Source organism: Paraburkholderia sp. CI2, from assembly GCF_014201055.1.
Lineage (GTDB): Bacteria > Pseudomonadota > Gammaproteobacteria > Burkholderiales > Burkholderiaceae > Paraburkholderia > Paraburkholderia tuberum.
Genome location: NZ_JACHDL010000027.1, coordinates 68,366 through 82,995, shown reverse-complemented (window position 1 = coordinate 82,995; position 14,630 = coordinate 68,366). Strand labels below are relative to the sequence as shown.

Annotated in this window: 12 protein-coding genes; 3 read left to right on the top strand and 9 right to left on the bottom strand. The window is 67.6% G+C overall.

What is annotated here, in order from left to right; all coding sequences use genetic code 11:
* Window positions 1-63: 63 nt before the first annotated feature.
* Window positions 64-1,482 (bottom strand): PLP-dependent aminotransferase family protein, encoded by a 1,419-nt coding sequence (locus HDG32_RS29435; RefSeq protein WP_184072679.1) that lies wholly within the window; start codon window positions 1,480-1,482, stop codon window positions 64-66.
* Between the two features lie 182 nt (window positions 1,483-1,664).
* Here HDG32_RS29435 and HDG32_RS29430 point away from each other — a divergent pair, with 182 nt between their 5' ends.
* Window positions 1,665-1,970, top strand: coding sequence for a DUF2917 domain-containing protein (locus tag HDG32_RS29430; RefSeq protein ID WP_184023083.1), 306 nt, complete (start codon window positions 1,665-1,667; stop codon window positions 1,968-1,970).
* Window positions 1,971-2,005: 35 nt separating this feature from the next.
* On the opposite strand, the gene HDG32_RS29425 is transcribed toward HDG32_RS29430, so the two are convergent.
* Entirely contained in the window at window positions 2,006-3,247 is a 1,242-nt protein-coding gene (locus tag HDG32_RS29425) for a citrate synthase family protein (protein ID WP_184072677.1), read from the bottom strand.
* A 126-nt stretch (window positions 3,248-3,373) separates the two neighbouring features.
* Between HDG32_RS29425 and HDG32_RS29420 the strand changes: the two genes are divergently transcribed.
* On the top strand, window positions 3,374-4,783 hold the full coding sequence (locus HDG32_RS29420; RefSeq protein ID WP_184072721.1) for a CoA transferase: 1,410 nt from the start codon (window positions 3,374-3,376) through the stop codon (window positions 4,781-4,783).
* Between the two features lie 66 nt (window positions 4,784-4,849).
* On the opposite strand, the gene HDG32_RS29415 is transcribed toward HDG32_RS29420, so the two are convergent.
* Complete coding sequence (locus HDG32_RS29415) at window positions 4,850-5,596, bottom strand: GntR family transcriptional regulator (protein WP_013090333.1); 747 nt, start codon at window positions 5,594-5,596, stop codon at window positions 4,850-4,852.
* 195 nt (window positions 5,597-5,791) lie between these two features.
* On the opposite strand from HDG32_RS29415, the gene HDG32_RS29410 reads away from it, so the two are divergent.
* Window positions 5,792-6,637 carry an aldo/keto reductase gene (locus HDG32_RS29410; protein WP_184072674.1) on the top strand — a complete coding sequence of 282 codons (846 nt, stop codon included), beginning with the start codon at window positions 5,792-5,794 and terminating at the stop codon, window positions 6,635-6,637.
* A gap of 93 nt (window positions 6,638-6,730) precedes the next feature.
* On the opposite strand, the gene HDG32_RS29405 is transcribed toward HDG32_RS29410, so the two are convergent.
* From HDG32_RS29405 to HDG32_RS29380, 6 genes are all read right to left on the bottom strand, one after another.
* Window positions 6,731-7,192, bottom strand: coding sequence for a Rap1a/Tai family immunity protein (locus HDG32_RS29405; protein WP_184023091.1), 462 nt, complete (start codon window positions 7,190-7,192; stop codon window positions 6,731-6,733).
* Window positions 7,193-7,520: 328 nt separating this feature from the next.
* A complete protein-coding gene (locus tag HDG32_RS29400; RefSeq protein ID WP_184072672.1) occupies window positions 7,521-8,318 on the bottom strand; it encodes a hypothetical protein in 798 nt (265 codons plus the stop codon).
* A 420-nt stretch (window positions 8,319-8,738) separates the two neighbouring features.
* On the bottom strand, window positions 8,739-10,928 hold the full coding sequence (locus HDG32_RS29395) for an ABC transporter ATP-binding protein (protein ID WP_184072670.1): 2,190 nt from the start codon (window positions 10,926-10,928) through the stop codon (window positions 8,739-8,741).
* The gene (locus HDG32_RS29390; RefSeq protein WP_184051565.1) at window positions 10,925-11,821 is read right to left on the bottom strand and encodes an ABC transporter permease; all 897 of its coding nucleotides are present in this window, start codon (window positions 11,819-11,821) and stop codon (window positions 10,925-10,927) included. Before HDG32_RS29390 ends, HDG32_RS29395 begins: the two co-directional genes overlap by 4 nt.
* Window positions 11,818-12,846 carry an ABC transporter permease gene (locus tag HDG32_RS29385; protein WP_184072667.1) on the bottom strand — a complete coding sequence of 343 codons (1,029 nt, stop codon included), beginning with the start codon at window positions 12,844-12,846 and terminating at the stop codon, window positions 11,818-11,820. Before HDG32_RS29385 ends, HDG32_RS29390 begins: the two co-directional genes overlap by 4 nt.
* Window positions 12,847-12,887: 41 nt before the next feature.
* A complete protein-coding gene (locus tag HDG32_RS29380; RefSeq protein WP_184072665.1) occupies window positions 12,888-14,561 on the bottom strand; it encodes an ABC transporter substrate-binding protein in 1,674 nt (557 codons plus the stop codon).
* Window positions 14,562-14,630: the final 69 nt, after the last annotated feature.

The window sequence follows — 14,630 nt, the reverse complement described above, 5'->3', positions numbered from 1 at the left end:
CAGCGGGCGGCGCAGCGTTGCGCGGGTGTCGGCGCTGCGTCACGGCCGCGCTCCGCGCCGTGTTCACGCATCAGGCGGCAACTGCGCCGCCGCATGAAAAAACGCCTGCGCCCGTGGCTCGTTGCCAAACGCCACATGAATTCTGATCCACGGGCTCACCTCCCGGTTCGGCCTGAAGTACTGTCCAGGCAGCACCGTCACTCCGAGGGGCACGCCGCATTCAACGAGCCGCTCGGCGTCCGCGACATGCGGCACGCGTGCCCACACGAACTTGCCACCCGCTGGTTCTTCGAAGATCTCCCAGCCGGCATCTTCGAGTGTCTGGACGGTCGAGCCGAGCGCGCCGCGCATCTGGCGGCGCAGTCGCTCCAGATATTTGCGATATGCGCCGCGCTCCAGCATCGACACCGCCACCGCTTCGGCAAAGCGCGAACAGCCGATGCTCGTCAGCATCTTGATGTCGACCAGGTCCTTGATGATCGCGTGACTCGCAACCACGCAGCCGACCCGTAGCGAAGACGACAGCGTTTTCGACAATCCGCCGATGTAGATCACCTGTTCGAGTTGGTCGAGGGTGGCCAGGCGGTCGGTGAGCTCGGTCTGAAAATCCGCGTAGATATCGTCCTCGATGATCTGGAAGCCATGCTCTCGCGCCATTTGCAGCAAACGGAATGCGACCTGCGGTGCGACCGTGGTGCCGGTCGGATTGTGGAACACGGTGTTGATGAGCAGCAATCTGGGCCGGTGCAGCTTCAGTTGCGCCTGCATCGCGTCGAGGTCGGGACCATTGCCGGTGCGTGGAATGCCGATCAGCTTCATGCCGTGCAGGCGCAACAGGCCGTACAGGTTGTAGTAACCGGGGTCCTCGACAAAGATCGTGTCGCCTGGCTTGAGCATGTAGCGCACCAGCAGATCGAACGCCTGGCTCGCGCCATTGGTGATCAGAATCTGCGATGCGTCTGCCTGGATGCCCAACTGGCCAATGCGGCCGCGCAACTGTTCGCGCAAGACCGGGTTGCCGAGCGGCGTCGCGTACTCGACCATGCTAGCCGGATCGGTTCGCGACACGTGGCGGATCGCCTGCGCAATGCCATCGATGTCGCGCCAGCTTTCGGGGATGAAACCGGTGCTGAGCTTCAGCGTCTCGCCCGGAAAGTTGAATTGCTCGAGCAGATGGTCCGACTCGACATCGGCGCGGCGCGGGTCCGAAGTGCCCTGGCAGCGCATGTCTGTCGGTTGGCGATCGGCGACGTAAAAGCCGGAGCCGTGGCGCGAGTCGACATAGCCGAGCGACACCAACCGGTCGTATGCCTCGATCACCGGAAAGCGGCTTACGTCGAAGTCGGCGGCGAACTGGCGGATCGACGGCAGCTTTGAGCCAGGATGCGCATTGCGCGAGCGGATCCACGCCGAGACGCCCGCGACGATCTGCTCGGTCAGCGGCACGCCGTTGTCCCGATCGAGCCGGATTTCGAGTTTCATGCGCTTGCCTCTGTCGCCGGCCTGCGAACGCGAAAGTTTTAAACCTGCGCCGCGCGAGCCATGCCAACTGTTCGGTTTTTTGACTGAACAGTTCCGATGAAAGTGTTCGGAACTGTGCATGGGTCTCCGATCATCGCACGTCAATAATCGGTACAACAGAAAGTTCATCGAGGAGAACGGCGATGCGAGAAGTGCGAGTTTTCGAGCTGGAACATGGCGAGCCCGTCACGGCCTGGCGGGTTGCGCGTCCGACGATTTTCAAGGTGATCAGCGGCAACGTCTGGCTGACCGTCGAGGGCGAGCATGAGGATCACTGGCTGGCGGCGGGGCAGTCGATCGAGTTGGCGCGTGGATCGGTGGCATGGATCAGCGCCGGGCGGGCCGGGGCGCGTTTTGCGCTGGCGAGCGGCTCGGAACGCAGGTTGCCGACGCTGCTATTCGGCTGGCCGATGCCGGCTTGGCTGGCGCGTCGGCCGGGCGTGGTCTGATGCAGGGCGAACGGCGAGCCGCCTCTTCCTGGTCCCTAAGCAGCACCTCCCGCCTCATACTCCCCGATATACCGCGCCCGCGGCCGGATCAACCGGCCATCGCGCGCCTGCTCCATCGCGTGCGCGATCCAGCCGACCACCCGCCCGAGCGCGAACAGCGTGAACGCGGCCCCGCTCGGCAAGCCGAGCACGCGCTCGATCGCGGCAAGCGCGAAATCCACCGTCGGCTCCGCGCCGGTCGTGTCGCGCACCGCTCGCGCGACCTGCAGCACCTCGTTGAGCGGCGAGCGGGCTGGCGCGCAGTCGGCGAGCATCGTCAGCAACAACCGCGCGCGCGGATCACCGTCCGGATAGAGCGGATGACCGAAGCCCGACAGCACCGGACCTTGCGCGCCGTGCTCGTAGCGCGCGAGACGGTTCGCCAGATAACGGTCCAGCTCGGGCGAGCGCGACGCCTCATCGAGCAGCGCGGCGATGCGCACGGTTTCGCCGCCGTGACGCGGCCCGGAAAGCGCCGCGAGCCCGCCCGCGACCGCACCGAACAGGTGCGTGCCCGTCGACGTGATACAACGGACCGTGAACGTCGACGCGTTCAGCTCGTGATCCGCGCAGGCGACCAGGGCCGCGCGCAGCAGTCCGCTTTGCTGACGGCTGCGCACCCGCCAGGCCGTCGCGATCTGCCGATGCAGCGGTTCGTTCGACGGCGCCGCCGGCAGCATCGCGGCGGCCAGCAGCCGCATCACGGCGCACGCGGTGTCGAGCTGCGCATCGCGGCCGAGCGCCCACACGCGCGGCATCTGCGCGGCGGCGGCCGGCAGCAGCACCAGCGCGCGATCGAGCGGCGTGCTGTCACTCCACAGCTTGAGCCACGCGGCCCATTGCGCGGGGGCGAGCGGCACGACGGGCGCATCGGCGATGCGCCGCGCGCTGCATTCCCACAACAGCGCCGCGACGTCTTCGAGTGACGCACTGCGCGCGAGCTCGATCGCATCGTGCCCGCGATACAGCAGCCGACCGTCCGCGACCAGCGTGATCGACGATTCGAGCACCGGTACGCCCCAGTCGAGCACCTTCTGTGCGACCTTGCCGGCGCGTTTGCCGTCCGCCTTGCGACGCGCGAGGCGGCGCACCTCGGCGGCATCGTAGAGCCGATGCCTGCCTTGCGCATCCGGCGACGAGCCGAGCATGCCTCGGCTCACATACGCGTACAGCGTCGGCACGCTGACGCCGAGCGTTGCGGCCGCTTCGGCGGCGCTCAGGTAAATCGGGGCTGGCATAAAAGTGCGTATAAACCGAAGAAATCAATATATGTTGATTATCATAATCAAGATTGATTGCGGCAAGGCGCAAATTTAGACTCGGTGTACCTGCTTCCTATCCGCGCGGCCAGCGCGCCCGATCCCATGACGCCCGAACTCGCCCTCAAGCACATCTGGACCCTCGCCGGCGGCGATCCGGTCGCGCTGCACGCCGTGTCGCTCGCCGGCGCGGATCCCGGCTTGCCGTCGGTCTACCGTGTCGGCAGCCTCGCGGCGTCGACCATCGCCGCGACGGGCCTCGCCGCCGCCGAATACTGGCGCTTGCGCAGCGCTCGCCTGCAACAGGTGTCGGTGCAGATGCGTCGCGCGCTGGCGGCGTTTCGCAGCGAACGCTATTTGCGGATCGACGATGGGCCGCCGCCCGCGCTGCGCGATCCGGTCACCGGCTTCTATGAAACGGGCGACGGCCGCTGGATTCAGCTGCATACGAATTTCGCGCATCACCTGAAGGGCGTGCTCGAGGTGCTCGGTTGTGACAATGGGCGGCCCTCGGTGGCGGCCGCGATTCGTGGCTGGGAGGGCGCGACGCTCGATCAAACGCTCGCCGACGCGGGCCTGTGCGCCGCCTTGATTCGCACGCCCGACGAATGGGCCGCACTCGAGCAGGCCAAAGCGATCGCGCGCTTGCCGCTGTTCGAGATCGAGCGCATCGGCGACGCCCCGGCCGAGCCGCCGCGCCTCGCCGCCACTGACGCCGAGCCTGGTATCGACCGCCCGCTCGCGGGTGTGCGGGTGCTGGATCTGTCGCGGATCATCGCGGGACCGGTGGCCGGCCGCGCGCTCGCGCATCATGGCGCGGACGTGTTGACGATCAACGGGCCCCATCTGCCGAACATCGCGCCGCTCGTGATCGACAACGGCCGCGGCAAGCGTTCGGCAATCGTCGATCTGCGCGAGGCGGCAGGCTGCGACACGTTGCGCGGACTCGCGCGCGATGCCGACGTGTTCCTGCAGGCCTATCGTCCGGGCGCGCTCAAGGCGCGCGGCTTCGGGCCGGACGAGCTGGCGCGGCTGCGGCCCGGCATCGTCTATGTCTCGGTGTGCGCGTACGGGCACACAGGGCCGTGGGCGCAGCGACGCGGCTTCGATAGTCTGGTGCAGTCGGCGAGCGGCATCGCGTGGACCGAGCGCGCGGCGGCGGGTTCGGCCGAGCCGCGGCATCTGCCGTGTCAGGCGCTCGATCACGCGACCGGCTATCTGGCGGCGTTCGGCGCGATGGTCGCGCTCGCGCGGCGCGCTCGCGAGGGCGGCAGCTGGCATGTGAAGGTGTCTCTTGCGCAGACGGGGCGTTGGCTGCAGTCGTTCGGGCTGCTGGCCGATGGGCAGCAGGCGCCCGAGGTGTCGCTCGACGATGTGCGCGATTGCGTCGCGAGCGTGCAATCGGAGTTCGGGCGTGTGCTTGGCGTGCTGCCGGCGGAGGAACTGGAGCAGACGCCTGCGTTTTATGCGCTGCCGCCGGCGCGCATCGGCGCGCACGAAGCCCGCTGGACGTGACGGTTGGAGCGGGCGGCGCGTTCAGGTTGGGAACGCGGCGTACCTAATTGCCCACCGTGTCGCAGCTTACTTTCGCAACTCCGCCACGAAGTCGTAGTAATCGTTGCGGCAGTACGTGTCCGTCAGTTCGATCGCGCGTTGATCCGCCGTATAACCCACGCGCGTGATCAACAGCAACGCCTCGTTCGGCGCGATGCTCATCTGCTGCGCGATCTCGTCGCTCGCGTTCACCGCGCGGAAGTGCTGCAACGCGCGCACGATCGTCAGTCCGCGATTCTCCAGATACGTGTACAGCGAGTCGCCGATTGCCTGTGGATCGGGAATCACCGCGGCCGGGAACGTCGAATTCTCGACCGCCATCACGATGCCGTCGGCGAGCCGCAGCCGCCGCAGCCGCGTGACCGCTGCGGCCGGCGACAGCCCCAGCTGGATCACCTCGTCGCGATTGGCCGGCGAGATTTCGCGCGACAGCCACTTCGAACTCGGCGTGAAGCCGCGCCGCCGCAGCATTTCGCTGAAGCTCGACAGACGCGACAACGGATCTTCGTAGCGCGGCGTGATGAAGCTGCCCGCGCCTTGGGTGCGGCGGATCAAACCCTGCTCCACGAGCAGCGCGATCGCCTTGCGCGACGTGATGCGCGACACGCCGAGCGCCTCCGACAGCACGCGCTCCGAAGGCAGCGCCTCGCCGGCGTTCCAGCGGTTTTCGTGGATCGCGCTGCCGAGCTTGCGGGCAAGTTGCAGATAGAGCGGCGTGTCGTTTTCCGGGTCCGGGCGCAGGTCGCGCCAGCGGTCTTCCGAGGCAGAGGTCATGGGGCTCACGCAAGATGGGCAAGCGGCAATTTTAAAACATCGGCGCGTCCCGTTATAGCGGGCTTTTGCCAGGCGCGCCGTTGCGAGGCCGCGGAACCGCTAAACTCATCGCCAGGTTTTTCGTAGCATGCGTTGCGTGATGAGGCGGCGGGCCAGCGCATCGCATCTGGATCGAGCCACTTTCGAGGAGTCAGCATGACGAGCGAGATCGCAAGCGTGAGCCTGCCGGGCGGCGAGCGCATGCCGGCACTGGGGCAGGGCACGTGGGAAATGGGCGAGCAGCGGGCACGACGCGCGGCGGAAATCGATGCGCTGCGCTGCGGCATCGAACTCGGCATGACGCTGATCGATACCGCCGAAATGTACGGCGACGGCGCGACCGAGTCGCTGCTCGGCGAAGCGCTCGCGGGTTTGCGCGACAAGGTGTTTCTGGTCAGCAAGGTGTATCCGCACAACGCCAGCCGGCCCGGCGTGATCGCCGCGTGCGAGCAGAGCCTGAAGCGTCTGAAAACGGACCGGCTCGATCTGTATCTGCTGCACTGGCGTGGCTCGGTGCCGCTCGCGGACACCGTCGACGGCTTCGAGGCGCTGCGGCGCGCGGGCAAGATCCGTCACTGGGGCGTCAGCAACTTCGATACCGACGACATGGACGAACTCGTCGCGACGCCAGGCGGCGACGCGTGCGCGACCAACCAGATTCTGTACAACGTGGCGCGGCGCGGGCCGGAGTTCGATCTGTTGCCGTGGCTCGCCGCGCGCGGCATGCCGGCGATGGCGTACAGCCCGGTCGATCATGCGCGGCTGCCGAAACGCTCGCCGCTCGACGATATCGCCGACGCGCGCGGCGTCTCGGTGTTTCAGGTGGCGCTCGCGTGGGTGCTGGGCAAGCCCAATGTGTGCGCGATTCCGAAGGCGGCGCGCGTCGAGCATGTGCGGGACAACCATCGCGCGTCGCAACTGGTGCTGGAAGCCGGCGAACTCGCCGCGCTCGACGCGTACTTCAAGCCGCCGCGCGGCAAGCGTGCGCTGGAGATGTTGTAAGCGCCGGCGCGGCCGCCGTCCGTTGCGCAACGGCGGCGCGCGAGGCTCGAAGCGCTGTGGGCGTCGATGACGCCGCTCGCGCTGACGCGGCGCTCAGGTGCAGGGATGGTGCTGATGCACGGAGCCGAGCACGGCGACTTCGGCGGGGGTGTGCTGCAGCGCGTCGTCCGGCACCTGGGCGGCATCGGCGAGGAAGTCGTCGACGATCGACGACACCGCCACGTCGCGCAGGCATAGTGACACGCGCTGCGTTTCGTTGGCGGGGAGGGTTGCTCGTTGCGAGAGGAACAGCACGCCGTATTGATAACCGTGGATGATGCCGCGGATCGCGCCGACGCATTGCCCTTGCGCGACGTTGTCGTGGCGCTGTTTGCAGCTCTGGACGAGCGAGTAGGCCGAGAAGCTCGGGTCGACCGGTGGTGCCGCTTGCGACAAGGTTTGCGCCATTGGCTGCGCGGGTGTTTGCGCATTGGCGAGCGATGCGAGGCCCAGGGCGGCAGCGGTCAGCACGGCGGCTGCCGTGCGGGTCGCGGAGGGGGGGACGCTTCTATGCATGTTGTGGGCCCTCATATCGAACGATGAATTTGATATGAGGCGGTCGTCTCGGATTGGTTCCATAACACTCGCACGCAATGGAAGTTGTGTTCCCGCCGCTCGCGGTGCGGTTCGCGCGATGGCGCGAGGCGCGGCGCGCGCGCTCTCCGAGCCATTCCGTCAGCGCGCGCCGAAGGCGGGCGGGCCGCTCCGACCGGCCTCCGGCGGTGACGCCCGACCGGGGGATCGGGACATCACCGCCGTTGCCAGCGGATAGCGGACAGTATGCCGGGACATGTCGTCGGCGGGTAGGGCGCGGGGGCTCCCTACCCGGGGCAACGGGCGACGCCTAGTGCCCGTTCCCGCCACCGTTGCCGCTGCCGCCGCTGCCGCCACCCTTGCCTCCGTGACCGCCGCCGAAGCCTCCGCCAAAGCCTCCGCCGAACCCGCCACCGAAGCCACCACCGAAGCCACCACCATTCGCACCGCCGAAACCACCGCCAGGGCCACCGCCAAAGCCACCACCTGGGCCACCGCTGGAGCCTCCGCAACCGCAGCCGCCGCTCCCGCTGCCGCCGCTGCTTCCGCCGCCTCCGCCGCCTCCGCCGCCTCCGCCACCTCCGCCACCTCCGCCACCTCCGCCACCTCCGCCACCTCCGCCACCTCCGCCACCACCGCCACCACCACCGCTATTTCCCTTACCGCCCGTGCCCGCACCGCCACTCCCACTTCCGCTCCCTGAACCCGCCGCCCCGGCGCCGCTGTTGCCGCTTGCGCCAGCACCGCTATTGCTCGAACCCGCCGCGCCGCCATTACCGCTGCCGTTGCCACTGCCGCCGCCGAACCGCCCGCAGCCCGGACCGCCGAGCCCGCCGCAGCCGGCCGGCGCGAACACCGAGGCGGCGTCGTCGGCGGCTGTGGCCGTGCCAGCCTCGGCGCCGGTTGCCGCGCCGTCGTTCTGCGCGAGCAGCAGCGGCGTTGAATCGCCGGGTTGCGCCCGCGACGCGTCGGCCACCACAATCGAGCGAGGGATCACGTCCGTCGACGCCCCGTACGCGGTCCCGCCCGCCAACACCGCGACCCCCGCGAGGACCACCGCGCCGCGCATCGTTGCACAGTAGTACTGATCTGATTTTCCGGTCTTCATCGCGGGTCTCCAGAGCGAAGGACGGTACCTCGCTGCCGCCTTCGCGAGCTGCCCCAGCGCCGGCCGACCTGTCTGCACGTGGGGCTTGTCGAACCCCCGGTCCGTTGTGTCGAAGTTGTCCGTGCGTCGCTGCCGTGCTGATCGCGCGAGGTCGCGCCATCGCGTGGTGACGCTCGTCGTGCGGATATGCGCGGCGTTGCTCGCCCGGTTTGGCTTCGAATCTTTGGCCGCTAATTTAGCGATATCCATGCCACGCGTCGCAAAGCCTTGAAGCGACACGGGCGATATCGGGATGTGCGATGCGCACGCCGGAAAAACGCCTCAAAACGTTGCGACGATGAAACGCGCGGACGCAAAAGCGTGTTCCGACGCGGGATTCGTTAAGAGGGGCGGTGTGCGTCGATGAGGTTCGAGTCGACGCTAGCTGGCGTTTTCCGACGCATCGTCGGAGTTGCCGCCATTCGTCGGGTCGCTCGCGTTGTCGTCGCGCGGCTCGCTTTGCAGCTCGCGAAGTGTGGCGACCGGAATATGGCAGCGAATCCGGTGCGCGGAAGACGAATCGGCGGCGCCGTCCGCGTCGAGAAACGGCGGGTCCTGCTGCTCGCAGATCGCGCCGAGCTTGCGCGGACAGCGCGTGTGAAACACGCAGCCCGACGGCATCGCGCCGGGCCCGAGCAACTCGCCGGTGAGACGGATACGCGTACGTTGATGCACCTCGCCGCACGCGCCGTCGCCCGGCAGCGTCGGCACGGCGGACAGCAGCGCCTCGGTATAGGGATGCTGCGGTCCATCGAACACGGCCGCCGCCGGGCCGATTTCGAGCAGCCGGCCGAGGTAGAGCACCGCGATGCGATCCGACACATAGCGGACCACGTGCAGATCGTGCGAGATGAATACGTAGCTGACGCCGCGCTCGCGCTGCAGATCGGCGAGCAGGTTCAGAATCGCGGCCTGCACCGACACGTCGAGCGATGAAGTCGGCTCATCGCACACGACGACGCGTGGTTCGCCGGCGAACGCGCGCGCAATCGCGACGCGCTGCTTGAGCCCACCCGAAAGCTGGCGTGAACGTGCGTCCAGATAGCGCTCGGGCAGCCGCACGGCGTCCGTCAGCGTGGCGAGCCGTGCGTCGATCTCGGGCCCGCGCAGCGCGGTGAAGCGCGCGAGCGCACGGCCGATCAGCCGCTTGACGGAATGCGCGCGATTGAGCGCCGAGTCCGGATTCTGGAACACGATCTGCAGCGATTTCAGCTGCTCGTCGCTGCGTCGCGTGACGCGCGCGGCGAGCGGGGCGCCGTCGAGTTCGAGCGCGCTGCCGGCATCGGGTGCGAGCAGGCCGAGCAGCAGCCGCGCGAGCGTTGTCTTGCCGCTGCCCGATTCGCCGACGAGGCCGAGCGTCTCGCCGCTCGCGAGTTCGAGCGACACGTCGTCGACCGCGCGCAGCGGCGCGCCCGATACGTGGAATGTTTTCGACAGGTTCCGGGCGCGCAAGACCGGCGCAGAAGGCGCGCGCGGCGCCGCGTTGGATGATGCGGCCGCCACCGGCGCCGCGCTCGATGTCGCACGCGGCAGTTCGATCGCACGCTCGTGATAGTGGCAGCGCGCCATCTGATCGCCATGCCGGGCGCCGAGGCGATAGGGCGGCGGCGCGTCGCGGCGGCAGCGCTCGTCGGCGAGACGGCAGCGCTCCGCATAGATGCAGCCCTGCGTGACCGAGCCCGGCAGAGGCAGGCCGCCCGCGATCGTATCGAGCCGCTCGCTGTCCTTGCTGCGTCCGGCCGTCGGCAGGCAGCGCAGCAATCCGACCGTGTACGGATGACGCGGCCGCGCGAACACGTCCTGGGTCGCGCCTTCCTCGACCAGCTTGCCCGCGTACAGCACGCCGACGCGTTCGCACATGCGGCCGATCACCGCGAGGTTGTGGCTGATGAACAGCACCGCGGTGCCGAGTTCCTCGCGCAACCGTGCGACGAGGTCGAGCACTTCCGCTTCGACGGTCGCATCGAGGCCGGTAGTCGGTTCGTCGAGAATCAGCAGCGCGGGGTTCGACGCGAGCGCCATCGCGATCACGACGCGCTGCTGCATGCCGCCCGACAATTGATGCGGATAGCTGTTCATCACGCGCTCGGGCGCCGCGATGCGGACGCGTTTGAGTATCTCGAGCGTGCGTTGCAGCGCCTCGTCGCGCGCGACGCCGGCCGCCTCGAATGCTTCGGAAACCTGACGGGCGATCGTCAGCGATGGATTCAGTGCGCGCCCCGGGTCCTGGTAGACCATCGAGACGGTCGTCGCACGCATGCTGCGCAGCGCGTCGGCACCCAGCTTCTGCACGTCCTCTCCGGCGATTACGATCTTGCCGGCCTTCACCTTGCCATTGCGCGGCAGATAGCGCAGCGTCGCCATTGCCACGGTCGACTTGCCGCAACCGGATTCGCCGACGAGCCCATACGCCTCGCCGCGTCGCACGCGAAACGATACGTCCTGCAGCACTTCGCGATCGCGTCCGCGGATCCGGTAGGTGACCGTCAGGCCGACCACGGTCAGCGCATCGGTGCGATCGCTTTTCGACACGTCGAACGCGGCGAACGAGGAGGGCGGTGGGCCGTTCATTGGTCAAGCACTCCCTGCACGCCGTCGGCGATCAGATTGACGCCGACCACCAGTGACGCGATCGCGCCCGCCGCGAACACGACGGTCCACCACGCGCCGCCCGCCATCAACGTGTACGACTCGGACAGCGCGAGCCCCCAGTCGGCCGACGGCGGCTGGATGCCGAAGCCGAGGAACGACAGCGTCGCGACCGCGAAGATCGCATAGCCGAGCCGCACCGTTGCTTCGACGACGATCGGCGGCAGCACGTTCGGCAGGATCTCCGCGAACATGATGTACGGCGCGCGTTCGCCGCGCAGCTGCGCGGCGGCCACATAGTCGAGATGCCGCTCTGCGAACACGGCGGCGCGCACGGTGCGGGCTGTTATCGGCGTGAAGGTGGTGCCGATCACGAGAATCACCGTGAAGTTCGACGCACCGACCGCGGCGAGCGCGAGCAGCGCGACGATCACGAGCGGCAGCGCGAGCACCGCGTCGATCATGCGGCCGATCACGTCGTCGACCCAGCCGTCGAAGTAGCCGACCACCAGGCCGAGCGCGGTGCCCGCCGCGGTGCCGAGCAGTGTCGCGAGCGGCGCGATCGTCAGGATGTCGCGCGCGCCGACGATCACGCGCGAGAATACGTCGCGGCCGAGCTGATCGGTGCCGAACCAGTGCGTGCGATCGGGCGGCGTCAGCGAATTGAGCGGATCGGACGCGTACGGATCGAGATGCACGAACCACGGCCCGGCGATCGCGCAGACGATCCACCACGCGACGATCAGCGCGCCCACGATGAAGGTCGGCGAACCGAGGAGCAGGAGGAGGCGCGGGAAACGCGGCTCGGAGCCCGGTGCGCCTGGCGCGGGCGAGCCTGGTGGCGTCGATGAAGCCGGCGGCACGGTCGTATTCATTCGGCGGTCCTCACCCGCAGTCGCGGATTGAGCAGCACGTGCAGCGCATCTGCGACCAGATTCGCGAGCGTATAGACGACGCCGATCGTCAGTACGCCCGCTTCGAGCATTGGAAAGTCCTTCGCCTTGGCGGCGTTGTAGATCAGCGAGCCGATGCCCTGATAGTGGAACAGCGTCTCGACCACCACGAGTCCGCCGATCATGTAGCCGAGTTGGGTGGCGGCGACGGTGATCGTCGGCAGCAGTGCATTGCGCAGCACGTGCCGCCAGATCACGACGTGGCGCGGCAGGCCCTTGAGGATGGCGGTGCGCGTGTAGTCGGCGTCGAGCGCTTCGACGGTGCCCGCGCGTGCCATTCGCGCGATGTAGCCGAAGAACACGAGGACGAGCGGCAGCACCGGCAGCACCAGATGCCGCAGCTGTTCGAGCACGCTCGCATCGGGCGGAGCTGAGGCCTCGATCGGCAGCCAGCGCAGCCACACGCCGAACACGAGAATCAGCACGATCGACGACACGAACTCCGGCACCACGGTCGCCGACAAACCGGCGATGCTGATCGTGCGATCGAGCCAGCGCCCCGCATGCATCGCCGACCACACGCCGCCCGCGATGCCGAGCGGCACGACGACGATGAACGCGAGCAGACCGAGCTTCGCCGAATGCCCGAGCGCATCGGCGATGAACGGCCTGACCGGTTCGCGATACGCGTACGACAGCCCCATGTTGCCGCGCACGAAATGCGTGATCCAGTCGATGTATTGCGTGAGCAGCGGCCGGTCGGCGCCGAGCTGATGATCGAGCGCGGCGACCGCGCGCGCATCGGCGAGCGGCCCGAGCACCGCGCGGCCGATATCGCCGGGCAGCAGCTGGCCGCCCGCGAACACGATCACCGACAGCAGCCACAGCGTGATCAGCGAAAGACCCGCGCGCGTCGCGAGAAAACGCGCGACGCGGCCCGCGTTGCCGTTCGTCGCGCGCGGCGGACGCGATGTATTCGAGGCGGGAGAGGGCGCCGGAGCCGACATCGTGAGTTCTCCTGCGAAAAGCGAGACGGACAGCGCGCTGCTTACGCGCTGAGCGTCGCGCGATCGAAATACAGTTGCGCGAGCGCAGTGAAGCGCACGCCGTTCACGCCCTTGCGCATCGCGATCAACTGATCGTAGAAGAACGGAATGATCAGCGGCGTTTCGTCGAGCAATAGCGTCTGGATCTGCCCGGAGATTTTCTTTTGCGTGGCGAGATCGAGCGCCGCGACGAACTGCGCGACCAGTTGATCGTATTGCGGATTCTTGAAGTGCGCGGCGTTCCATGTGCCGTTGCTCGTCAGCGTCGCGTTGAGGAACACGTTCGGCACGCCGCGATGGCCGTAATCGGTGATGCCGAGCGGCGAGTCGAGCCAGTCGGATTTGCCCGGCGTGCCCGCGCCGTAGTAGAGCGATTGGCTCTCGACCTTCAGATTGATGCGCACGCCGATCGCCTTCGCGGCGTTCTGCACGACGACCGCGAGGTCGGGGATCTCCATGTATTTTTCAGTGGTCAGCGTGACGTCGAAACCGTTCGGCACGCCGGCCTGCGCGAGCAGCTGCTTCGCCTTCGCGACGTCGATCTTGCGTTGCGGCACGCCCGCATCCGACGATGGAAACACCGGCGCGAACGGGCTGTCGTTGCCGAGTTGTGCGCGACCCTTGAAGAGACCACGCACGATCACGTCGCGATCGAGCGACAACGCGAGTGCCTGACGCACGCGCTTGTCCTTGAAGAGCGGGCTGTCGTTGCGCATGTGAATCTGGCGGTGCGCGCTCGACTTGACGCCGACCGCCTTGTAGTCCGGATTGTTCAGGATGGCCGCGCCGCCCTGCACGGTGAACGTGCCCATCACGTCGGCCTGATGGCCTTGCAACGCGAGCAGTTGAGCCTGCTCGTCGGCGTAGAACGAAAACTGTACGCGTTGCGGTAACGCTTTCTCGCCCCAGTAGTCGGGATTGCGCACGAACGACGCGCCAACCTTCGGCTGATACTTTTCGAATTTGAACGGACCCGTGCCGATGAAACTCTTTTCGTAGTTGCCCGCGAAGTTCGCGGGCAGGATCACCGCGTTGTAATTATCCGAGGAAACGTAGTAAGGGAAATTGCCGGTCGGCGCGTCGAGATGAAACTCCACCGTGTGTTCATCGACGACCTTCGCGCCGCCTTTCGACAGCACGCCCTTTAGTACCGATAGCGCGGCCGAGCCGCTCGCGGGATCGGCGAGACGGTCGAAGGTCGCGACTACATCTTTCGCGCCGAAGCTCTGGCCGTCGTGGAATTTCACGTTGGGGCGCAACTTGAAGGTCCACACGTCGCCCTTGTCGTTCGGCTTCCACGACAGCGCGAGCGCGGGCTTCAGCATCAGCTTCTCGCCGTCGTCGTCGATCAGGAATTCGCCGGTCTGGTTCAGCAGCGCGAGACTCGCGGCGTCAGTCACCGTCAGCGGATCGACGGCGCCCGCCGGCGTCAGATGCGCGACGCGGATCGTCTGGTTCGACGTGGGCGGTGCACCTTGCGCCCGCGCTCGCGGCGCGCCGAGCAGGCCGCCACCCGCAAGCGACAGACCGATCACGCTCGCATGTCGTAGCAGCTCGCGGCGCGTGATGCGGCCGGCGACAAACTCGTCGAGAGCGTGGTTGCCGTAGGCGTCGGCTGTGAGGCGGGCTGCGTCCAATGCGTCAGGTGCGAGAAATCGGTCCGCTGGCGTTTTCATCGATGGCGTGTCCAACCCGTTCTGTTGCTGGTTCGGAGGCGTCGCGCGAGCCGCGCGACGGCGCGAGGG

Bases quoted from the DNA above. Each gene is read 5' to 3' on its own strand.
- HDG32_RS29435 (WP_184072679.1), bottom strand. From the start codon at position 1,482: ATGAAACTCGAAATCCGGCTCGATCGGGACAACGGCGTGCCGCTGACC.
- HDG32_RS29430 (WP_184023083.1), top strand. From the start codon at position 1,665: ATGCGAGAAGTGCGAGTTTTCGAGCTGGAACATGGCGAGCCCGTCACG.
- HDG32_RS29425 (WP_184072677.1), bottom strand. From the start codon at position 3,247: ATGCCAGCCCCGATTTACCTGAGCGCCGCCGAAGCGGCCGCAACGCTC.
- HDG32_RS29420 (WP_184072721.1), top strand. From the start codon at position 3,374: ATGACGCCCGAACTCGCCCTCAAGCACATCTGGACCCTCGCCGGCGGC.
- HDG32_RS29415 (WP_013090333.1), bottom strand. From the start codon at position 5,596: ATGACCTCTGCCTCGGAAGACCGCTGGCGCGACCTGCGCCCGGACCCG.
- HDG32_RS29410 (WP_184072674.1), top strand. From the start codon at position 5,792: ATGACGAGCGAGATCGCAAGCGTGAGCCTGCCGGGCGGCGAGCGCATG.
- HDG32_RS29405 (WP_184023091.1), bottom strand. From the start codon at position 7,192: ATGCATAGAAGCGTCCCCCCCTCCGCGACCCGCACGGCAGCCGCCGTG.
- HDG32_RS29400 (WP_184072672.1), bottom strand. From the start codon at position 8,318: ATGAAGACCGGAAAATCAGATCAGTACTACTGTGCAACGATGCGCGGC.
- HDG32_RS29395 (WP_184072670.1), bottom strand. From the start codon at position 10,928: ATGAACGGCCCACCGCCCTCCTCGTTCGCCGCGTTCGACGTGTCGAAA.
- HDG32_RS29390 (WP_184051565.1), bottom strand. From the start codon at position 11,821: ATGAATACGACCGTGCCGCCGGCTTCATCGACGCCACCAGGCTCGCCC.
- HDG32_RS29385 (WP_184072667.1), bottom strand. From the start codon at position 12,846: ATGTCGGCTCCGGCGCCCTCTCCCGCCTCGAATACATCGCGTCCGCCG.
- HDG32_RS29380 (WP_184072665.1), bottom strand. From the start codon at position 14,561: ATGAAAACGCCAGCGGACCGATTTCTCGCACCTGACGCATTGGACGCA.